18 protein-coding genes are annotated in these 21,768 nt (G+C 61.7%); 13 read left to right on the top strand and 5 right to left on the bottom strand.

What is annotated here, in order from left to right:
• Window positions 1-7: 7 nt before the first annotated feature.
• Both choW and choV read left to right on the top strand, forming a co-directional pair.
• Window positions 8-853: a choline ABC transporter permease subunit gene (choW, locus tag JFV30_RS26615; RefSeq protein WP_010167546.1), complete on the top strand. Its 846-nt coding sequence runs from the start codon at window positions 8-10 to the stop codon at window positions 851-853.
• Window positions 850-2,028: a choline ABC transporter ATP-binding protein gene (gene choV, locus JFV30_RS26620; RefSeq protein ID WP_010167547.1), complete on the top strand. Its 1,179-nt coding sequence runs from the start codon at window positions 850-852 to the stop codon at window positions 2,026-2,028. The genes choW and choV overlap by 4 nt, the downstream gene beginning before the upstream one ends.
• 156 nt (window positions 2,029-2,184) lie before the next feature.
• Here the strand turns inward: choV and JFV30_RS26625 are convergent, their stop codons facing one another.
• Window positions 2,185-4,119 (bottom strand): BCCT family transporter, encoded by a 1,935-nt coding sequence (locus tag JFV30_RS26625; RefSeq protein WP_238535520.1) that lies wholly within the window; start codon window positions 4,117-4,119, stop codon window positions 2,185-2,187.
• A 376-nt stretch (window positions 4,120-4,495) separates the two neighbouring features.
• Between JFV30_RS26625 and betI the strand changes: the two genes are divergently transcribed.
• The 9 genes from betI (at window position 4,496) to JFV30_RS26670 (ending at window position 16,974) form a co-directional block, all read left to right on the top strand.
• Window positions 4,496-5,089, top strand: a complete 594-nt coding sequence (betI, locus tag JFV30_RS26630) for a transcriptional regulator BetI (RefSeq protein ID WP_010167549.1) — start codon at window positions 4,496-4,498, stop codon at window positions 5,087-5,089.
• Between the two features lie 109 nt (window positions 5,090-5,198).
• On the top strand, window positions 5,199-6,671 hold the full coding sequence (gene betB, locus JFV30_RS26635) for a betaine-aldehyde dehydrogenase (protein WP_201125567.1): 1,473 nt from the start codon (window positions 5,199-5,201) through the stop codon (window positions 6,669-6,671).
• 130 nt (window positions 6,672-6,801) lie between these two features.
• A complete protein-coding gene (betA, locus tag JFV30_RS26640; RefSeq protein ID WP_010167551.1) occupies window positions 6,802-8,505 on the top strand; it encodes a choline dehydrogenase in 1,704 nt (567 codons plus the stop codon).
• Between the two features lie 215 nt (window positions 8,506-8,720).
• Window positions 8,721-10,163 (top strand): TldD/PmbA family protein, encoded by a 1,443-nt coding sequence (locus JFV30_RS26645; RefSeq protein WP_201125568.1) that lies wholly within the window; start codon window positions 8,721-8,723, stop codon window positions 10,161-10,163.
• On the top strand, window positions 10,163-11,479 hold the full coding sequence (locus tag JFV30_RS26650) for a TldD/PmbA family protein (protein ID WP_201125569.1): 1,317 nt from the start codon (window positions 10,163-10,165) through the stop codon (window positions 11,477-11,479). The genes JFV30_RS26645 and JFV30_RS26650 overlap by 1 nt, the downstream gene beginning before the upstream one ends.
• A 328-nt stretch (window positions 11,480-11,807) precedes the next feature.
• The gene (locus JFV30_RS26655) at window positions 11,808-12,698 is read left to right on the top strand and encodes an alpha/beta fold hydrolase (protein ID WP_201125570.1); all 891 of its coding nucleotides are present in this window, start codon (window positions 11,808-11,810) and stop codon (window positions 12,696-12,698) included.
• Window positions 12,699-12,736: 38 nt separating this feature from the next.
• Window positions 12,737-14,164 carry a multidrug transporter subunit MdtD gene (mdtD, locus tag JFV30_RS26660; protein WP_003216894.1) on the top strand — a complete coding sequence of 476 codons (1,428 nt, stop codon included), beginning with the start codon at window positions 12,737-12,739 and terminating at the stop codon, window positions 14,162-14,164.
• Between the two features lie 130 nt (window positions 14,165-14,294).
• A complete protein-coding gene (gene dbpA / locus JFV30_RS26665; protein ID WP_242487205.1) occupies window positions 14,295-15,632 on the top strand; it encodes an ATP-dependent RNA helicase DbpA in 1,338 nt (445 codons plus the stop codon).
• A gap of 163 nt (window positions 15,633-15,795) precedes the next feature.
• Window positions 15,796-16,974, top strand: coding sequence for an aminoacetone oxidase family FAD-binding enzyme (locus tag JFV30_RS26670; protein ID WP_201125572.1), 1,179 nt, complete (start codon window positions 15,796-15,798; stop codon window positions 16,972-16,974).
• A 17-nt stretch (window positions 16,975-16,991) separates the two neighbouring features.
• Here JFV30_RS26670 and JFV30_RS26675 read toward each other — a convergent pair whose 3' ends face one another.
• Window positions 16,992-17,132 (bottom strand): hypothetical protein, encoded by a 141-nt coding sequence (locus JFV30_RS26675; RefSeq protein WP_158000312.1) that lies wholly within the window; start codon window positions 17,130-17,132, stop codon window positions 16,992-16,994.
• Between JFV30_RS26675 and yccS the strand changes: the two genes are divergently transcribed.
• Window positions 17,131-19,314, top strand: coding sequence for a YccS family putative transporter (gene yccS / locus JFV30_RS26680; protein ID WP_010167562.1), 2,184 nt, complete (start codon window positions 17,131-17,133; stop codon window positions 19,312-19,314). The two genes, JFV30_RS26675 and yccS, sit on opposite strands and share 2 nt — an antisense overlap.
• 88 nt (window positions 19,315-19,402) lie before the next feature.
• Here the strand turns inward: yccS and JFV30_RS26685 are convergent, their stop codons facing one another.
• On the bottom strand, window positions 19,403-20,140 hold the full coding sequence (locus tag JFV30_RS26685; protein ID WP_010167563.1) for a substrate-binding periplasmic protein: 738 nt from the start codon (window positions 20,138-20,140) through the stop codon (window positions 19,403-19,405).
• A 221-nt stretch (window positions 20,141-20,361) separates the two neighbouring features.
• Here JFV30_RS26685 and JFV30_RS26690 point away from each other — a divergent pair, with 221 nt between their 5' ends.
• Window positions 20,362-20,814 carry a GNAT family N-acetyltransferase gene (locus JFV30_RS26690; protein ID WP_010167565.1) on the top strand — a complete coding sequence of 151 codons (453 nt, stop codon included), beginning with the start codon at window positions 20,362-20,364 and terminating at the stop codon, window positions 20,812-20,814.
• Window positions 20,815-20,945: 131 nt separating this feature from the next.
• Here the strand turns inward: JFV30_RS26690 and JFV30_RS26695 are convergent, their stop codons facing one another.
• Window positions 20,946-21,242 (bottom strand): winged helix-turn-helix domain-containing protein, encoded by a 297-nt coding sequence (locus JFV30_RS26695; RefSeq protein ID WP_010167567.1) that lies wholly within the window; start codon window positions 21,240-21,242, stop codon window positions 20,946-20,948.
• A gap of 19 nt (window positions 21,243-21,261) precedes the next feature.
• The gene (locus tag JFV30_RS26700) at window positions 21,262-21,762 is read right to left on the bottom strand and encodes a M48 metallopeptidase family protein (protein ID WP_010167569.1); all 501 of its coding nucleotides are present in this window, start codon (window positions 21,760-21,762) and stop codon (window positions 21,262-21,264) included.
• Window positions 21,763-21,768: the final 6 nt, after the last annotated feature.

The raw sequence follows: 21,768 nt of genomic DNA on the forward strand, positions 1-21,768 counted from the left end.
CACTACCATGCTGACTGAACATAAAATCCCGCTAGGCCAGTACATCGCTGCCTTCGTTGAATGGTTGACCCAACACGGGGCCAGCTACTTCGACGCAATCGCATCGACCCTGGAAACGATGATCCACGGCGTGACGTTCGCGCTGACCTGGTTCAATCCGCTGGCATTGATCGGTCTGATTGCGCTGCTCGCTCATTTCATTCAACGCAAATGGGGCCTGACCGTTTTTGTCATCGCCTCCTTCCTGCTGATCCTGAACCTGGGGTACTGGCAGGAAACCATGGAGACCCTGGCGCAAGTGCTCTTCGCCACCCTGGTCTGCGTGGTGATCGGTGTGCCGCTGGGCATTGTTGCCGCGCACAAACCGATGTTCTACACCCTGATGCGGCCGGTGCTCGATCTGATGCAGACCGTACCGACCTTCGTCTACCTCATCCCTACCCTGACCCTCTTCGGGCTGGGTGTGGTGCCCGGGCTGATTTCCACGGTGGTGTTTGCGATTGCCGCGCCTATCCGTCTGACTTACCTGGGTATCCGTGATGTGCCGCAAGAGTTGATGGACGCCGGCAAGGCCTTTGGCTGCTCGCGCCGTCAGTTGCTCTCGCGGATTGAACTGCCCCACGCCATGCCGAGCATCGCCGCCGGCATTACCCAATGCATCATGCTGTCGTTGTCGATGGTGGTGATCGCGGCCCTGGTGGGCGCCGACGGCCTCGGCAAACCGGTGGTCAACGCGCTGAACACCGCCGACATCGCCCTGGGCTTTGAAGCGGGCCTGGCGATCGTATTGCTGGCCATCATGCTCGACCGCATCTGCAAACAACCCGACGCCAAAGTAGGGGGTGATGCATGAGCATTATCCGATTCGAAAATGTCGATGTGATCTTCTCCAAGGACCCTCGCGAGGCGCTCAAGCTGCTGGACCAGGGCATGACGCGCAACGAGATCCTGAAAAAGACCGGGCAGATCGTCGGCGTTGAGAACGCCAGCCTGGATGTAGAGAAAGGCGAGATCTGCGTGCTGATGGGCCTGTCCGGCTCGGGCAAGTCGAGCTTGCTGCGCTGCATCAACGGCTTGAACACCGTCAGCCGCGGCAAGCTGTTTGTGGAGCATGAAGGTCGGCAGATCGACATTGCTTCCTGCACCCCCGCCGAGCTGAAAATGATGCGCACCCAGCGCATCGCCATGGTGTTCCAGAAGTTCGCCCTGATGCCCTGGCTGACGGTGCGCGAAAACATCAGCTTCGGCCTGGAGATGCAGGGTCGTCCGGAAAAAGAACGGCGCAAGCTGGTGGACGACAAGCTGGAACTGGTGGGCCTGTCGCAGTGGCGCAACAAGAAGCCCGACGAGCTTTCCGGCGGCATGCAGCAGCGCGTCGGCCTGGCCCGCGCCTTGGCGATGGACGCCGATATCCTGCTGATGGACGAACCCTTCTCCGCACTCGACCCGCTGATCCGCCAGGGCTTGCAGGATGAGTTGCTGGAACTGCAACGCAAGCTGAGCAAGACCATCGTATTTGTGAGCCACGACCTGGATGAGGCGCTGAAACTCGGCAGCCGTATCGCGATCATGAAAGACGGCCGGATCATCCAGTACAGCGTGCCGGAAGAGATCGTGCTGAACCCGGCGGACGACTATGTGCGGACCTTCGTGGCCCACACCAATCCGCTGAATGTGTTGTGTGGCCGCAGCCTGATGCGCACGGTAGACAACTGCACCCACGTCAACGGTTCCATCAGCCTGGACCCGGGTGGCGACTCGTGGCTGGACCTTGCAGAAGGCAACACCATCAAGGGCGCGCGACAGAACGGCGCAGTGCTGAACTTGCAGAACTGGGCACCAGGGCAATCGGTGGAAGGTTTGGGCCGGATGCCGACGCTGGTGGATTCCAATATCGGGATGCGTGAAGCGTTGCAGATTCGCTATCAGACCGGGAACAAGCTGGTGCTGCAGGACAACAACAAGGTGGTGGGGATCCTGGGTGACAGCGAGCTCTACCACGCTCTCTTGGGCAAAAACCTGGGGTAAATCCTCCTGAAGGAACGGGGTCAATGTGGGAGCTGGCTTGCCTGCGATAGCTGCAGTGAATTCACCACTGCAATCGCAGGCAAGCCAGCTCCCACATTTGACCCCATTCCAACCCTGGAACAGCGGCGCCAGTGAAGGCACCGCTCCTTTCAACACTCAGCTATAGACACGGCCAAGGAGCTGCCGATGGCTTTCAAACTGATCGAGCACGTCCCGGGTGATCTGCTCCTGGGTGAAGCCCATCAGGTCGTATTCCTGAGGCCCGTTGTGCAGGTAAACCTCGGCGCGGTAGTAGCGCGTGCGCTCTTCTTCGGGCAAATCGTTCGGTGCCGACGAATAAGCATCCAGGCTCACCTCGTAGACAAACGGATTCCCCTCTTCCATCTCGATGCGCACACCAATGCAGCGCTTGGATTTGCCCAGCAAGGTTTGCACTTCCAGCCCCTGATCACGCAACGCAGTCGCCGCTTCTTCCAGCGCCGGCGTGACGTGCTTGTCCATAAAGCGCTGCACGGTACCCTGGCTCGGTTGCAGGTCCAGGGCGGTCAGGCGCTCGCTGAAACCACGACGGCCTCGTTCGGCCAGTTGCGCCTGTTCCAGCTCGATGGCCACGTCCTGGCGCATCGCCTTGTGCAGGCCGAACATGAAGAAAATCAGCACCACCGAGAACGGCAGGCCCGCCAGCACCACCATGGTTTGCATGGCTTCAAAGTTACCGGCGAACAACAGGCCGATGGTCACCAGGGTGATCACGGCGGACCAGAAAATCCGCAGCCAGTGCGGCGCATCTTCGTCAACGTTGCCGCCCTTGCAGGAAAGGTTCGCCATCATCACCGCGCCGGAATCCGCCGGGGTCAGGAACAGCACGAAGCCCACAAAGATCGACACACCGATCACGATCTTCGACGCCGGGTAATGCTCCAGCAGTTGGTAGATCGCCATGGACGGCTGTTCCAGCGCCGTCTTGCCCAACTCCACCGCACCATGGTTGACCACCAGGTCCAGGGCCGAGTTGCCGAAGATCGACAGCCACGCCAGGGTGAAGCCCAGCGGAATCAGCAGCACGCCGGCCACCAGTTCACGCACCGTGCGACCACGGGAAATACGCGCGATGAACATGCCCACGAATGGCGCCCAGGAAATCCACCAGGCCCAGTAGAACAGAGTCCACAGGCCCATCCAGCGCTCGGTCTTGTCGGCGTCGCCTTCGTACACATACAGGTCGAAGGTTTTCAGCACGATGCCGTTCATGTAGTCGCCGATGTTCTGCACGAAGCCGTTGAGCAAGTGCAGGGTCGGGCCAAACAGCAGCACGAAAATCAGCAGGCCGCTGAACAGCACGATGTTCAGGTTGGACAGGCGGCGAATGCCGTTTTCCACACCCGACACGGCAGCGATGGTCGCCACGGTGCTCATCACGATGATCACAATCAGCAGGTTGGTGTTGCTGTGCTGCATGCCGAACAGGTTTTCCAACCCGGACGACACCTGCATCGAACCAATCCCCAGGTTCGTCACCAGGCCCAGCAGGGTCACGAACATGCCGAAGCCGTCCACTGCGTGACCGGCCGCGCCTTTCACCCAACGTTCGCCCACCAGCGGGTACAGCGCCGAGCGCAAGGCCAGCGGCTGGTTATGACGGTAGGCAAAGTACGCCACGGCCAGGCCCACCAGTGCGTAGATCGCCCAGCCGTGCAGGCCCCAGTGCAGGAACGTCAGTTGCAGCGCCTGGCGCGCGGCTTCGCCGGTGGCCGACGCGCCTTCAGGCGGGTTGAAGTAGTGGTCCAGCGGCTCGGACGCGCCGAAGTACAGCAGCGAGATGCCGATGCCCGACGAGAAGAGCATGCCGGCCCACGCGCCGTAACTGAAGTCCGGGGTGTCGTCCTTGCTGCCCAGTTTCAATTTACCGTAGGACGAAAACGCCAGGCCCACCACAAACACCAGGTAGGCGGCGATCACGACCATGTAGTACCAGCCAAAGCTTTTCGACAACCAGGCTTGGGCCACACCGAGCATCCTGCCGGCTTCCTGCGGGGCGATGATCAGAATCGCGGTCAACAACAGAATCAGCGCGGTGGAGGTGTAGAACACCCAACCGTTGACCCGCACCTTTTCTGGCGGGGTCTTTATAAGAGAGGCAGAACTCATGGCACAGATGCTCCGGGCAGTGCAGAGAAACACAAGGCAACGCATGACCCGAGCCATCGATTTTTCGGCAGTCGACGGACGGGTGTATAAAGACACCCCGAAAAACCATGAACCCACGGCGAACCGCTGTGCCGGGCTGTTTCATGGGTTTTCCCGATGTCAGGTGGCGCCACATACACGTAGGAAATACCTGTAGGCAGCGACCATTTGTCGCAGATCTTATTCTTTGTTGATTGAACGTTCAATCAAAACAAAATAGACTGGCCCACAAGCCGACGGACGTTTATCGCCCGTTGGTAGGCCTAAGGAGAGGTGCACGATGCCCAAGGTCGGTATGCAACCCATACGCCGCCAGCAGTTGATCGAAGCCACATTGACTGCGGTCGATCAGGTCGGAATGGGGGATGCCAGCATTGCGCTGATCGCCCGTCTGGCCGGTGTCTCGAATGGCATCATCAGTCACTATTTTCAGGACAAGAATGGCCTGATCGCCGCCACGATGCGGTACCTGATGAACGTCCTGATCGAGAACGTCACCGAGCGCCGGCTGGCGCTGAAAGATGACAGCCCGCGGGCTCATCTTCAGGTGATCATCGAAGGCAACTTCGACGCCAGCCAGGTCAACGGCCCGGCTATGAAAACCTGGCTGGCCTTCTGGGCCACCAGCATGCACCACCCGTCATTGCACAGGCTGCAGCGGATAAACGATCACCGTCTGTATTCCAACCTGTGCTGCCAGTTCCGCCGAGCGTTGCCGTTGTCCGAGGCACGCAGCGCAGCCCGAGGCCTGGCGGCCCTGATCGACGGTTTGTGGTTGCGCGGCGCCCTGTCGGGAGACGCTTTCGACACGGAGCAGGCGCAACGGATCGCTTACGAATACATGGATTTCCAATTGGCCAAGCAGGTGAGTTAGAGCACACATAAACGCTCAACCCCTGAACGGCTGCCGGCCGGTGTTGCCAGAACCTTATGGCCCACCTTCGGCGGTTAACGCCAACCACTTATGCACTTGCGAGGACTTTATGGCCCGTTTCGAACTGCAAAAACTCTACATTGACGGCGGCTACTCCGACGCTGGCAGCGATGCCACTTTCGAAGCCATCAACCCGGCTAACGGTGAAGTTCTCGCCAACGTGCAACGCGCCACTAAAGAAGACGTTGAGCGCGCTGTGGTCAGCGCCGAAAAGGGCCAGAAAATCTGGGCCGCCATGACCGCCATGGAGCGTTCGCGCATCCTGCGTCGCGCCGTTGAAATCCTGCGTGAGCGCAACGACGAACTGGCCGCCCTGGAAACCCTGGACACCGGCAAGCCGTACTCCGAAACCCAATACGTCGACATCGTCACCGGCGCCGACGTGCTGGAATACTACGCAGGCCTGGTGCCCGCCATCGAAGGCGAGCAGATCCCACTGCGCACGACTTCGTTCGTCTACACCCGTCGCGAGCCGCTGGGCGTCGTCGCCGGTATCGGTGCGTGGAACTACCCGATCCAGATCGCCCTGTGGAAATCCGCACCGGCCCTGGCCGCGGGCAACGCGATGATCTTCAAGCCAAGCGAAGTCACCTCGCTGACCACCCTGAAACTGGCTGAAATCTACACCGCCGCCGGCGTTCCGGATGGCGTGTTCAACGTCCTGACCGGCAGCGGCCGTGAAGTCGGCACCTGGCTGACCGAGCACCCGCGCATCGAGAAAGTCTCCTTCACCGGCGGCACCGACACCGGCAAGAAAGTCATGGCCAGCGCTTCGAGCTCTTCGCTCAAAGAAGTCACCATGGAACTGGGCGGCAAATCCCCGCTGATCATTTTCGACGACGCCGACCTCGATCGCGCCGCCGACATCGCGATGATGGCCAACTTCTACAGCTCGGGCCAGGTCTGCACCAACGGCACGCGCGTGTTCGTTCCGACCGCCCTCAAAGGCGCGTTCGAAGCCAAGATCGCCGAGCGTGTTGCGCGCATCCGCGTCGGCAACCCGGAAGATGAAAACACCAACTTCGGCCCGCTGGTCAGCTTCGCCCACATGGAAAGCGTGCTCGGCTACATCGCCAAGGGCAAGGAAGAAGGCGCCCGCCTGCTGTGCGGCGGCGACCGTCTGACCGACGGCGAATTCGCCAAGGGTGCCTACGTTGCACCGACCGTGTTCACCGACTGCACCGACGAAATGACCATCGTCCGTGAAGAAATCTTCGGCCCGGTGATGAGCATCCTCACCTACGACACCGAAGAAGAAGTGATCCGCCGCGCCAACGACACCGACTTCGGCCTGGCTGCTGGCCTGGTGACCAAGGACCTGAACCGCGCTCACCGCGTGATTCATCAGCTGGAAGCCGGTATCTGCTGGATCAACGCCTGGGGCGAGTCCGACGCGAAGATGCCGGTTGGCGGCTACAAGCAGTCGGGCGTGGGCCGTGAGAACGGGATCAGCTCGCTGAACAACTTCACTCGCATCAAATCGGTACAGGTTGAGCTGGGCGACTACGCCTCGGTGTTCTAAGGCTGATACCGCCAATCGCCCGCAAGCGGGCTCCTACAAGGACTGCGCATGACCTGTAGGAGCCGGCTTGCCGGCGATCGAGTGCGAAGCACTCGCCTGACCTGACCATATCTAAATGAGGGTGCATTTAATGTCCCAAGAATACGACTACATCATTGTGGGTGCCGGCTCCGCCGGTAACACCCTGGCGACCCGTCTGACCGAAGACGAAGGCGTCACCGTCCTGCTGCTGGAAGCCGGCGGCCCGGACTACCGTTTCGATTTCCGTACCCAGATGCCAGCCGCCCTGGCGTTCCCGCTGCAAGGCCGTCGCTACAACTGGGCCTACGAAACCGATCCAGAGCCACACATGGACGGCCGCCGTATGGAATGCGGTCGCGGCAAGGGCCTCGGCGGCTCCTCGCTGATCAACGGCATGTGCTACATCCGCGGCAACGCGATGGACTACGACAACTGGTCGAAACTGCCAGGCCTGGAAGACTGGACCTACCTGGACTGCCTGCCGTATTTCCGTAAAGCCGAAACCCGCGACATCGGCCCGAACGACTATCACGGTGGCGAAGGCCCGGTCAGCGTGACCACGCCAAAAGCCGGCAACAACCCGCTGTTCCACGCGATGGTTGAAGCAGGCGTACAGGCCGGTTACCCGCGCACCGAAGATTTGAACGGCTACCAGCAGGAAGGCTTCGGCCCGATGGACCGTACCGTGACGCCGAACGGCCGTCGCGCCAGCACCGCTCGCGGTTACCTGGACACGGCCAAGAAGCGCTCGACGCTGACCATCGTCACCCACGCGCTGACCGACAAAGTACTGTTCGAAGGCAAGCGTGCCGTCGGTGTTCGCTACCTGATCGGTGCTGCCGAAGAACGCGTTGAAGCCCGCGCCCGCAAGGAAGTCCTGGTGTGCAGCGGTGCAATCGCTTCGCCGCAACTGCTGCAACGCTCCGGCGTTGGCCCGGCGAAACTGCTGGAAAGCCTCGACATCCCGGTGGTCCACGACCTGCCCGGCGTCGGCGAAAACCTGCAGGACCACCTTGAGCTGTACCTGCAATACGCCTGCACCCAACCGGTCTCGCTGTACCCGTCGTTGCTCTGGTACAACCAGCCGGCCATCGGTGCCGAGTGGCTGTTCAACGGTACCGGGATCGGCGCCAGCAACCAGTTCGAAGCGGGCGGTTTCATCCGTACCCGTGAAGAATTCGATTGGCCGAACATCCAGTACCACTTCCTGCCGGTAGCGATTAACTACAACGGCAGCAACGGTGTGAAAGAGCACGGTTTCCAGGCGCACATGGGCTCCATGCGTTCGCCGAGCCGTGGCCGTATCCAGCTGAAGTCGAAGAACCCGCGGGACTACCCGAGCATCCTCTTCAACTACATGGCCACCGAGCAGGACTGGCAGGAATTCCGCGACGGCATCCGCCTGACCCGTGAAATCATGCAGCAGCCGGCGCTCGACCAGTACCGTGGCCGCGAAATCAGCCCGGGCATCGACGTACAGACCGACGAGCAACTGGATAAATTTATCCGTGAGCACGCCGAGACCGCGTTCCACCCGTCCTGCTCGTGCAAGATGGGCACCGACGAGATGGCCGTGGTTGACGCTGAAGGCCGTGTGCATGGCATGCAGGGTCTGCGTGTGGTGGATGCGTCGATCATGCCGATCATCACTACCGGCAACCTGAACGCGCCGACGATCATGATCGCCGAGAAAATCGCCGACAAGATCCGTGGCCGTAAGCCACTGCCGCGCAGCACTGCGGATTACTACGTAGCGGGCGATGCGCCAGTGCGTGGCAAGCCGATGCGTGAAGTGGGTCCGACTGCGCAGTAACTGATAGACCGAGGTGCCTGCATCGCAGGCAAGCCAGCTCCCACATTTGACCTCGTTCGCCAGAACAACTCGGTCACATGTGGGAGCCGGGCTTGCCCGCGATGAGGCCCGACCAGACACTGCAAAACCCCTCTCCTACACTTTCCTTGATCAGCTCCCAGCCCAGGCCTACTCTGTTTGCCTGCCCGCGCCGAGCCGCCCACAAGGAAGGCCCCATGTTCGACCACCACGCCACACTCAAAAAGCAGTTCAGTGCCCTGCGCACCACTGCCGAATTCTTCTCCCTGCGCTATGTCCGCGAGTCTGGCCAGTACCTCTCGGTACGCAAGAACGTCGCCGAGCCGCCGCACCTGAGCCAGGACGAAGGCGCGATGCTCACCGTACGCCTCAACGGCGTCGAAGCCTACGCCGCCACCCACGACATTTCCCTGCCCGGCCTGCAAGCCGCCCTTGAGCGAGCCGAACAGCAAGCCCGGTTGATCAAGCCCCACGCCCTGCTCGACCTGCGCGACCAGCCGGTGTCCAGCGACATCGCCGATTACCTGTCGCCGAACCTCGACCAGCCCTTCCCGTCCCTGAGCGACTGCTACCAATTGCTGGGCGCCGAATCCGCCGCCGTGCCCAAGGACGAGCGCCTGGTGAACTGGGAAGTCAGCCTGGGCACCACCCATGTCGAACAGATCTACCTCAACAGCGCCGGTGCCGAGCTGCGCCAGGCCCAGTGCTTTGTGTTCCCCGGCGTCAACGTCACGGCCTACGACGGCAACGACAGCCAGACCCGTACCCTGGGCGGCACCAACTTTGGCCAGCAAGGCGGGTTTGACGTGATCAGCCGCTTTGGCCTGGTAGGCGCCGCACCGCAGATTGCCGATCAGGCGCTGCAACTGTTGCTGGCACCGAATACGCCGCAAGGGCCGCGTGACCTGCTGCTGATGCCTGACCAGATGATCCTGCAGATCCACGAATCCATCGGCCACCCGCTGGAACTGGACCGCATCCTCGGCGACGAGCGCAATTACGCCGGCACCAGCTTCGTCAAGGCCAGCGACTTCGGCCACCTGCAATACGGCTCCAACCTGCTCAACGTGACCTTCGACCCGGACATTCCCGAGCAACTCGCCAGCTACGGGCACGACGACGACGGCACCCGCGCCAGCAAACAATTCCTGATCCGCGAAGGCCTGCTGCTCAAGCCATTGGGCGGTGCGTTGTCGCAATACCGCTCCGGCATGGGCGGCGTCGCCAACAGCCGCGCTTGCAGCTGGAACCGCGCGCCCATCGACCGCATGGCCAACCTGAACATCGAGGCCGGCGACCAGAACATGGCGCAACTGATTGGCGGTATCGAGAACGGCATCCTGATGTCCACCAACCGTTCGTGGTCGATTGACGACGCGCGCAACAAATTCCAGTTCGGCTGCGAGTGGGGCCAGTTGATTGAAAACGGCGAACTCAAAGGCGTGGTGAAGAACCCCAACTACCGGGCGATTTCCGCGCAGTTCTGGCGCAACCTAAGCGCCGTTGGCGACGCCAGTACCTTCAAGGTGCTGGGCACGCCGAACTGCGGCAAGGGCGAACCCAACCAGGTGATCCGCGTCGGCCATGCGTCGCCGGCCTGTGTGTTCAGCAACGTGGATGTATTCGGGGGAGACGCCTGATGAACAATTTCAAAGCCCTGGTGGACTGGCTCAAACAGGCCATCACCGACAGCGAACAATTCCACCTCGGCTACGCCGACGAGTCTTCCGAGTTCGTGCGCTTCAACCACGGCAAAGTGCGCCAGGCCGGCCAGGTGCAACAGGCCAGCCTGAACCTGAAGCTGATCGATGACGGGCGCCACGCTGACCTCGGCATCACCCTGGCAGGCGAGCCTGAGCTGGATCGCCAGCGCCTGGCCGACGGCCTGCAACAACTGCGCGAGACCCTGCCGCTGTTGCCGCAGGACCCGTACCTGCTGCTCAACCACAACGCCTGGCAGAACAAGGATCAGCAAGACCGACCACTGCCGGACCTGGCCCAGGTGCTGGAAGCAATCAGCGTGGCGGCTGAAGGCGTGGACATGGTTGGCTTCTACGCCGCCGGCCCTATCAGCCGTGGCTTTGCCAGTTCATCAGGCGCCTTCGGCTGGCACCAGGCCAACAGTTTCAACTTCGACTTCAGCCTGTTCCACGCCAACGGTGAAGCGGTGAAAGCCAGCTACGCCGGTAACGATTGGGACAGCGCGGCCTTCGCCCAACGCTTCCAGCAGGCCCGCGAGCAACTGGAGTTCCTCGGTCGCCCGCTGCACCCGCTGGCACCGGGGCAATACCGCGCCTACCTGGCTCCGGCGGCCATGGAAGAAATCATCAGCATGCTGACCTGGGGCGGTTTTTCCGCCCAGGCCATCGCCAGCAAGGGCAGCCCGTTGCAGCGCCTGTATGCCGGCGATCAAGCCTTGAGCCCGCTGGTGACGGTGGACGAACAGGTCAGCGGCTCCCTGAGTTCGGCGTTTTCCCGCGATGGCTATCCACGCAGCGACGTGAAGCTGATCAGCGGCGGCAAGGCCGAAGGCCAACTGGTGAACTCCCGCAGCGCCGCCGAGTATGGCCTGAGCACCAACGGTGCCAGCAGCGATGAGTCCCCCAGCGCGTTGCAGATGGCGGCCGGCAACCTGGCCCAGGCCGATATCCTCAAGCAATTGGGCACCGGCTTGTACATCAGCAACCTGTGGTACCTGAACTACTCCGACCAGCCCGCCGCGCGCCTGACCGGCATGACCCGCTTCGCCACGTTCTGGGTCGAAGACGGCGAGATCAAGGCGCCGGTCAGCACCATGCGTTTTGATGACAGCGTGTACAGCCTGCTGGGCTCGCAACTGGAAGCGTTGACCGCTGATCGGGAATTGCTGCTGTCGGCGAGTACGTACAGCCAGCGCAACACCTCGTCCAACCTATTACCGGGCGCATTGGTAAAACGGCTGACCCTGACCTTGTAAACAACGCAAAACCCATGTGGGAGCGGGCTTGCCCGCGATAACGGTGTATCAGTACCAGATGTGCTAAATGACACTGCGCTATCGCAGGCAAGCCAGCTCCCACATTTGATTGCATTCCACATCTAGATTCGCTTCAGCCTCAAAACCCCACTCCAGACACCTGGTCGTCCGGCCAGTTGTCGCTCGCGAGAAACCTCGTTATAAAGGTTGGTGGCACCTAGCCACGTCCGCGCGGTAAAAAAACTCAAACAACACCCGCCGTCCTCAACCCACTTGTACGCAAGTGATGCACGACCTTGCCCGGGATAGGGCAAGCTGGAGCGTTGACATGAACCATGGAAGTTTTGTCATTGAGAAGCTGTTCAAGCACTACAACGTTCACGTAGAGCAGTTGGGTAACCACCCAGAGAAAAAAACCGTGCTGTTGGTCAATGGCGCGCTGTCCACCACCCGCTCGTTTGCCCGCACCAGCAAGTGCCTGTCCGAGCACTTCAATGTGCTGATGTTCGACTTGCCGTTCTCCGGCTATTCGCGCCCGCACAACACCGACCTCGACCTTGTGACCAAGGACGATGAAGTGCAGATCCTGCGGGCACTGGTGGAGCGCTTTCAGGTCAACCATCTGGTGTCCGCCTCATGGGGCGGGATTTCCACGCTGCTGACCCTGGCCCATAACCCGCCGTCCATTGAAAGCTCGGTGGTGATGGCACTGGCGCCCAACCTCAACCAGGCCATGCTTGAATACGTAGAGCGGGTGCGGGTGCTGATCGAGGCCGATGACAAGTCCGCCGTCGGCCACCTGCTGAATGAAACCGTGGGCAAATATTTGTCGCCGCGGCTCAAGCGCAATAACCACCGGCACCTGTCGACCATGGCCACCACCGAGTATCGCCAGGCGCGCTTCCATATCCACCAGGTGCTGGCGCTGGGTGACGGCAACTACCTGCCGCAATTGACCCGGATCGAAACCCCTGTGCACTTCCTCAACGGCGTCCTGGACGAGTACACCCCGGCAGACGAAGCGCAACTGTTCAAAAAATACGTGGGGCGCAGCAGCTTCGCCACCGCCGAACACACCGGCCATTTGCTCGATCTGGAATCCCGCGAGGCGGCACTGGCAGTGCACCGGGCGCTGCTCGATTTCCTGGTGGGCAAGCACGTGGCGTTGTCAGATATAGACGAAGCGCCAGTGGGAAAAGGAGCTGCCGATAGCGCATAATCGCCAACACATAGGCTGCTAACAAAAAAAGGTAACTCATGCCGAATCGCGCCCCTCTCGATGCCAAGACCGCCCGCTGGCTACCCTGGGTGGTAGCGATTGCCTTCTTCATGCAGTCGCTGGATGGGACGATTCTCAACACCGCCTTGCCGGCCATGGCCCGGGACCTGGCGGAGAACCCCTTGCGCATGCAAGGCGTAGTGATCGCCTACATGCTCACGGTGGCCTTGCTGATTCCCGCCTCGGGTTGGGTGGCCGACCGCTTCGGCACCAAGAAAATTTTCTTCGGCGCGATCATGCTGTTCAGCATCGGTTCGTTGCTTTGCGCACTCTCCAGCACGCTGACCATGCTGGTGGGCGCGCGGGTGATTCAGGGCCTCGGCGGTGCCTTGATGCTGCCGGTGGGCAGGCTGGTGGTGCTGCGCGCCTACCCGCGTTCGGAGCTGGTGCGGATCATGGGCTTCATCACCATTCCCGGGCTGCTCGGCCCGTTGCTCGGCCCGACAATGGGCGGCTGGATGGTGCAATACCTGACCTGGCACTGGATCTTCCTGATCAACCTGCCGGTGGGCATCATCGGCTGCTACGCCGTGTGGAAATTCATTCCCGACCTGCGCGGCAGCGAACGTACGCGGTTCGACGGCGTGGGCTTCCTGCTGTTCGGCGCGGCGATGGTGCTGATCACCATCGCCATGGAAGGCCTCGGCGAATTGCACCTGCCGCACCTGCGGGTGATGTTGCTGCTGTTCGGCGGCCTCGCGTGCCTGGCGGCCTATTGGCTGCGGGCCGGGCATATCGATAACCCGCTGTTCTCGCCGGTGCTGTTCAAGACCCGGACCTTCGCCGTGGGCATCCTCGGCAACCTGTTCGCCCGCCTCGGCAGCGGTGCGTTGCCGTTCCTGGTGCCGCTGCTGTTGCAGGTGGCGCTGGGTTACTCACCGTCCGAAGCCGGGATGAGCATGCTGCCCCTGGCGGCGGCGGCGATGTTTGCCAAGTCCATCGCCCGGCCGCTGATCGAACGCCTGGGCTACCGCGTGGTGCTGACCGGCAACACCCTGGCGCTGGGCATCATGCTGGCGAGCATGGGCCTGGTCAGCGAACACACGCCCTACCCGCTGCTGCTGAGCATGCTGGCGATCCTCGGGGCGATCAACTCGCTGCAATTCACCGCGATGAACACCGTGACCCTGATCGACCTCGACGACGCCCAGGCCAGCAGCGGCAACAGTTTGCTTTCGGTGGTGGCGCAGTTGTCCCTGAGCCTCGGGGTGGCCTGCGCCGGTGCGCTGCTGGGTGGTTTCACCGCAGAAGTGGGCAACGACGGGGTCGACACCGTGCTCGGCGCGTTCCAGCTGACGTTCGTTACCGTGGGCATCATGGCGATGCTGGCGGCGGCGATCTTCCTGCAACTGTCGCCAAAAGACGGCAAACGCGTGGTCAGCCGCGAGCACGACATCGAGCATTAACAGGCTTCTCGTCTAGAACTTGCAGGGAAAATCCTTCGGGACTGGTACACTGCGCGACATTTTGTTTTGCAGAGCCAGTCCCGTGACTACCATCGCCACCGCTTTTAATACTTTGCCGCTCTCCGCCGCCATGCTGGCTAACCTCGACTCTCTGGGTTATGTCGAGATGACGCAGATCCAGGCGCAAAGCTTGCCGGTGATCCTCAAAGGGCTGGACCTGATCGCCCAGGCCAAGACCGGCAGCGGCAAGACCGCGGCCTTCGGCATCGGCCTGCTGAACCCGATCAACCCGCGCTACTTCGGCTGCCAGGCCCTGGTGATGTGCCCGACCCGCGAGCTGGCTGACCAGGTTGCCAAGGAAATCCGTCGCCTGGCCCGCGCCGAAGACAACATCAAGGTGCTGACCCTCTGCGGCGGCGTGTCCCTCGGCCCACAGATCGCTTCCCTGGAGCACGGCGCACACGTCATCGTCGGCACCCCGGGCCGCATCCAGCAGCACCTGCGCAAGGGTTCGCTGGTGCTGGACGGCTTGAACACGCTGATCCTCGATGAAGCCGACCGCATGCTCGACATGGGCTTCTACGACGCCATCGAAGACATCATCAGCAAGACCCCGGCCCGCCGCCAGACCCTGCTGTTCTCGGCCACCTACCCGGTGAGCATCAAGCAGTTGGCCTCGAAATTCATGCGCGCGCCGCAGCAGGTCAAGGCCGAAGCGTTCCACTCGGACGACCAGATCGAGCAGCGTTTCTACGAGATTTCCCCGGAAGAGCGCATGGACGCGGTGACCAAGGTCCTGGCGCATTTCCGTCCGGCGTCTTGCGTAGCGTTCTGCTTTACCAAGCAGCAAGTGCAGGAAACCGTCGACCACCTGACCGCCAAAGGCATTTCCGCCGTCGGCCTGCATGGCGACCTGGAACAGCGCGACCGTGACCAGGTGCTGGCGATGTTCGCCAACCGCAGTACTTCGGTACTGGTCGCCACCGACGTTGCTGCCCGTGGCCTGGACATTGATGCACTGGACATGGTGATCAACGTCGAACTGGCCCGCGACTCGGAAATCCACATTCACCGCGTGGGCCGTACCGGCCGTGCCGGTGAGACCGGTATCGCGATCAGCCTGGTTGCACCGTCCGAAGCCCACCGCGCCCAGGCCATCGAGCAGTTGCAGAAGTCGCCGCTGAACTGGGACCAACTGGAAAACCTCAAGCCTCAGAGCGGCGGCCCATTGCTGCCGGTGATGAGCACCCTGTGCATTGCCGCCGGCCGTAAAGACAAGGTCCGCCCGGGTGACATCCTTGGCGCATTGACCGGTGAAGCCGGGATTCCGGGGGCCCAGGTCGGCAAGATCGCGATCTTTGATTTCCAGGCGTTCGTGGCCGTGGAACGCGGGATCGCCAAGCAGGCGCTGCAGCGCTTGAATGACGGCAAGATCAAAGGCCGTTCGTTGCGTGTGCGCATCCTGTAAAAACACCGCGTTCCTGTTGAAGGAACCGAATCAATGTGGGAGCTGGCTTGCCTGCGATAGCATCAACTCGATCTGACAGACAGACCGAGTCGGCTGCATCGCAGGCAAGCCAGCTCCCACATTTGATTGCATTTCAGATCAATATTTTTGTGAGGACATGGCTGTGCGCTCGACCGAAGTTGTGATCATTGGCGCCGGCGCCGCAGGCTTGATGTGTGCGCTGACCGCCGCCGGGCGTGGGCGCAAGGTGATGTTGATCGACCACGCGAACAAGGCCGGCAAAAAGATCCTGATGTCCGGCGGTGGCCGCTGCAATTTCACCAATATGTACACCGAGCCGGCCAACTTCCTGTCCCACAACGCGCACTTCTGCAAGTCCGCCCTGGCCCGCTACACCCAGTGGGATTTCATCGGGCTGGTGGCCAAGCACGGCGTGCCGTACCACGAGAAAAAACTCGGCCAACTGTTTTGCGACAACAAGTCCAGCGACATCCTCGGGATGCTGCTGGATGAGTGCATGCAGGTGGGCGTGAGCATGCACCTGGACACCTCGGTGCAGGAAATTGCCAAGGTCGACAGCGGCTATCAGTTGCAAACCACCCTCGGTGAGCTGCGTTGCGAATCGCTGGTGATCGCCACCGGCGGGCTGTCGATTCCGACCCTGGGCGCCACCGGTTTTGGTTACCAGGTGGCCAGGCAGTTCGGCCATGAACTGCTGCCAACCCGCGCCGGGCTGGTACCGTTCACCATCACCGACCAGCTCAAGGAGTTGTGCGGCGAGCTGTCCGGTACTTCCGTGGACTGCCTGGTGAGCTGCAACGACCAGAGCTTTCGCGAGAACATCCTGTTTACCCACCGCGGCCTGAGCGGGCCGGCGATCCTGCAGATTTCCTCGTACTGGGAACCCGGCGACACCGTGGAAATCAACCTGCTGCCCGACCACGACGCCCACGCCTGGCTGCAGGAGCAACAGGTGGAGCGCCCGAACAGCGAGTTGAAAACCCTGCTGGGTGAGATCTTCACCAAGAAGATGGCCAACCTGCTGGCCGAAACCTGGTTCGTTTCCAAGCCGATGAAGCAGTACACCCATGCCGAGATTGCCGACATAGCCGGCAAACTGGGGAGCTGGCAGCTGGTACCGGCGGGCACTGAAGGCTATCGCACCGCCGAGGTCACCCTGGGTGGGGTAGACACGCGGGAAGTCTCGTCCAAGACCATGGAGTCGCTGAAAAGCCCCGGTTTGTACTTCATCGGGGAAGTGTTGGATGTGACCGGTCACCTGGGTGGGTTCAACTTCCAGTGGGCGTGGGCTTCCGGGTATGCAGCCGCTCAATTTGCCTGATTCAGGGATGTACTCGGTCAAACGGTGGGAGCTGGCTTGAGGTGTTCTTGAGAGAATGCCTGTAATAAATTTTGCTGTTGGATGTGATCGCCACGCTTGCCGTGGCGTCCTTGATAGCTCAATTTAGCGGCATCGTCCCGGAAGACCCCAGACTTCATGTCATCGACCTCCTTCAAGCAGTCCATGCGGCGCCTTTGGGCACTGGACAAGTTCAGTTACAGCGTACGGGTATTCATCGCCCTGACCGGCAGCATGGCGCTGTGCTGGTACCAAAATGAAATGGCGCTGCTGATCCCGTTGTTCCTGGGAATTATCGCGAGCGCCCTGGCCGAGACCGATGACAACTGGCAAGGCCGGCTCAACGCCCTGGCCGTGACACTGGTGTGCTTCAGCACCGCCGCACTCTCCGTCGAACTCCTGTTTCCCTATCCCTGGATCTTCGCGATTTTCCTCGCGCTCTCCAGCTTCGGCCTGACCATGCTCGGTGCGCTGGGCGAGCGCTATGGGGCGATTGCGTCGGCCACCCTGATTCTCTCGGTCTACACCATGATCGGGGTGGACCAGCGCGGCGGCGCGGTCACTGACTTCTGGCATGAGCCCTTGCTGCTGGTGGCCGGTGCCGCGTGGTATGGCGTGCTGTCGGTGTTGTGGCAGCTGCTGTTTTCCAACCAGCCGGTGCAGCAGAGCCTGGCTCGGTTGTTTCGCGAGCTGGGGCGCTACCTCAAGCTCAAGTCGTCGCTGTTCGAGCCGATCCGCCAGCTGGATGTGGAAGCGCGGCGCCTGGAACTGGCGCAGCAAAATGGCCGGGTAGTGGCGGCGCTGAACGCCGCCAAGGAAATCATCCTGCACCGGGTCGGCAACGGTCGCCCGGGCTCCAAGGTCAGCCGCTACCTCAAGCTGTACTTCCTGGCCCAGGACATCCACGAACGGGCCAGTTCCTCGCATTACCCTTACAACGCCCTCGCCGAAGCCTTCTTCCACAGCGACGTGCTGTTCCGCTGCCAGCGCCTGCTGCGCCAGCAAGGCAAGGCCTGCCAGACCCTCGCCGAATCGATCCAGATGCGCCAGCCCTTCGTCTATGACGACAGCTTCGCCGAAGCCCTGGGCGACCTGAATGCCTCCCTGGAACACCTGCGCATCCAGAGCAACCCGGCCTGGCGCGGCCTGCTGCGCTCCCTGCGCGCCCTGGCGGCCAACCTGTCGACCCTGGACCGCCTGCTGGGCGATGCCGCCAACCCCGACAGCCTGGCGGATGCCACCGACAGCAGCCTGCTGGACCGTGCACCGCGCAACCTCAAGGAAATGTGGACACGCCTGCGCACACAGCTGACGCCGACCTCCTTGCTGTTCCGCCACGCCCTGCGCCTGCCCCTGGCGCTGAGTATCGGCTACTGGATGGTGCACTTGATTCACCCGTCCCAGGGCTACTGGATCATCCTCACCACCTTGTTCGTGTGCCAGCCGAACTACGGCGCCACCCGTCGCAAGTTGGGCCAGCGGATCATCGGCACCGCCATCGGCCTGACCATCGCCTGGGCGCTGTTCGACCTGTTCCCCAACCCGCTGATCCAGTCGATGTTCGCCATCGCCGCCGGCCTGGTGTTCTTTATCAACCGCACCACCCGCTACACCCTGGCGACCGCGGCGATCACGCTGATGGTGCTGTTCTGCTTCAACCAGGTGGGCGACGGCTACGGGCTGTTCCTGCCACGCTTGTTCGATACGTTGCTCGGCAGCCTGATCGCCGGGCTGGCGGTGTTCCTGTTCCTGCCGGACTGGCAGGGCCGACGCCTGAACAAGGTGCTGGCCAACACCCTGACCTGCAACAGCATCTACCTGCGCCAGATCATGCAGCAATACGCCGCCGGCAAAAGCGACGACCTGGCTTACCGCCTGGCCCGGCGCAACGCCCACAACGCCGACGCGGCGCTGTCCACCACCCTGGCCAACATGCTGATGGAGCCGGGGCATTTCCGTAAGGAAGCGGATGTGGGGTTCAGGTTCCTGGTGCTGTCCCACACGCTGCTCAGCTACCTCTCGGGCCTCGGTGCACACCGTGAAACCCAACTGCCGGCCGAAGTACGCGAGCACCTGATCGACGGCGCCGGGAAGACGCTGGCGGCGAGCATTGACGAGATCGCCACGGGGCTGGCCAACAAGCAGCCGATCGCGATCCAGAGTGATGCGGAAGAAGCGTTGGCGGTGGACCTGGAGCAGATGCCGGATGAGATCGACGAGGGGCAGCGGCTGGTGCAGACGCAACTGGCGTTGATCTGCCGGCAATTGGGGCCGTTGCGCACACTGGCGGCTCACCTGATCAAAGATACCGGCGCGGATTAAACCGCTATCGCGGGCAAGCCCGGCTCCCACAGTTGACCGAGTACTCCTGTGGGAGCCGGGCTTGCCCGCGATGGGGCCCTCCAAAACACTACATCCCGTGCTGCTTCATCAACCGCGCATAACTGCCATCCGCTTTCATTTTCGCGATCTCCCGATCAAACCCGGCGACGATCTGCTCGTGTTGCGGGTTTTTCAGGCTCACCAGAATGTGCAGGCTGTTTTCGCTCAGCGGCACCGGCAAAAACTCCACCGCGTTGCGTACGGTGGCGGACTCCCGGGCCAGGTAGTAACGGGCGACAAATTCATCCTCCACCGTCAGCCGCACCCGCTGCGCCGCCAGCATGCGCACCGCCATGGCAAAGCTATGCACAGGGACTTTCTGCAACTGCGGATCGGCGTCGAACGCGGCCGAATAGGCATACCCGCGCACCACTGCGATGGGATAGTCGTGAAGTTGTTGCAGGTTCTGGAACTCGATGGGATCGTCACGCCGCTTTAGAAACAACACCCTATTGAGCAGGTATTCACCGGAAAACTGCCCCAACTGGGTCCGCGCGTCGTCGTACCAGGCGTTGACCAGCACATCATAACGCCCGTCACCCACTCCCATCAGCGCCCGGGCCCAGGGTACCTGCTCAAACTGACTGGCGTAGCCCGCGCGGGCCAGGGCGGTGGTCACGATGTCGGTGGCCAACCCGCCATTGATCAGGGTGGCGTCGGTAAACGGCGGCCAGGCATCCGCCACCAGGCGCAAACGCTCTGCTGCCGCCGTCTGGGCCAGCAACAACAAACCGATCAAAGCAACGGCACGAGAAAATCGCGGCATGCTCAAGTCCTTGGCGGGCGTTCTATGGCCTGACCTCAGGGGCAAACCCGAGGGTTTAACAGTAGCTCATCAATGAGCCTGTACTGCAGATTACACAAAGACGGCAGCCACGCCTGCACAGAATGATGGCAAATTGATCTCACTCACAAAAAATCCGCAATTTAGACACTCGCCTCCCGCGCGCTTACTATCCTGACCAGACAATTAGCCGAGAGAACACCATGACAGTCGAATGGGTCTGCAAACACCACAATGACCTGGGCAAGGAACAGCTGTACGCCGTCTTGCGCCTGCGTTCGGAGGTCTTCGTTGTCGAGCAGAAATGCGTATACCAGGACATCGATGGCCAGGACCTGGACGGTGATACCCATCACCTGATGGCCTGGGACGACGGTCAATTGCAGGCCTACCTGCGCCTGCTTGATCCTGAATCACAGGGCGGCGATGTGGTGATTGGCCGGGTGATCGTCGCGCCAGGCGCACGGGGCACCGGGTTGGGCCACCAGATGATGGATGAAGCCCTCAGGCAGGCAGAGAAACACTGGCCTGAGGTGCCGATCTATCTGTCGGCCCAGGCGCATTTGCAGGGGTATTACGGGCGGTACGGGTTCGTGGTGGCGGGTGAGGAATACCTTGAGGATGATATTCCACACATTGGTATGCGTCGGGCCTGAGCACTGGGCTTTTGTGGTGAGGGGGCTTGTCCTGTGGTGAGGGGGCTTGTCCCCCGTTGGAGTGCGCAGCGCTCCCGCTTTTTTGGGGCCGCTTCGCGGCCCAATGGGGGACAAGCCCACTCGCCACAGGGTCAGGGATAATCCAGCACGCGCTTGATCTGGCTTAGGTTCGCCTCGATCCAGCGCCGGTCAATTGCGCCCCAATCACGAATCCGATAGCGCCCGGCATGGTTGCGGGCACCGTCTTCCTGTTCAAACTCACACACAATGTCCAGGTCCGCCAAGGCCGCGATCGTGTCCTGGGCGGTGCGCCGGGGCATGCCCGTGACCTCGGTCAGCGCCGGGACGCTGCTGGCCCGTTGGCTGTCGATCAGATACGCCACGTAGAGGCGCCGGTAGAAGCTGCTTTTGGTCTTGCTCACATCCATGCTCGATCGCCTTTGAAGGTTATGGCTTGCCTTGCAGGTCCCGCCAGGTCAGGTACACCCGCAGGTCGAATTCCACCTGATGGTAGCCCGGCAGCATGTACTCACAGAGTTTGTAGAACGCCTTGTTGTGGTCCGATTCCTTGAAGTGCGCCAGTTCGTGTACCACGATCATGCGCAGAAACTCCGGCGCGGCTTCCTTGAACAGCGAAGCGATGCGGATTTCTTTCTTCGACTTGAGGTTGCCCCCCTGCACTCGGGAGATGGTGGTGTGCAGGCCAAGGGCGCGGTGGGTCAGGTCCAGGCGGTTATCGAACAACACTTTGTCGATGGCCGGCGCGTTGCGCAGGTGCTCCTGCTTCAGGGCCTGGGCGTAGCTGTACAGGGCTTTGTCGCTCTGCACGCCGTGGCGCTCGGGATAGCGCTGGGTCAGGTAGTCGCCCAGTTGGTCCTTGGCGATCAACTGGCGCACTTGCTCCTGCAATGCTGCGGGGTAGGCCTGGAGGTATTTCAGCGCGGTCATGGGGTC

Source organism: Pseudomonas sp. TH32, from assembly GCF_016650855.1.
Classification (GTDB): Bacteria; Pseudomonadota; Gammaproteobacteria; order Pseudomonadales; family Pseudomonadaceae; genus Aquipseudomonas.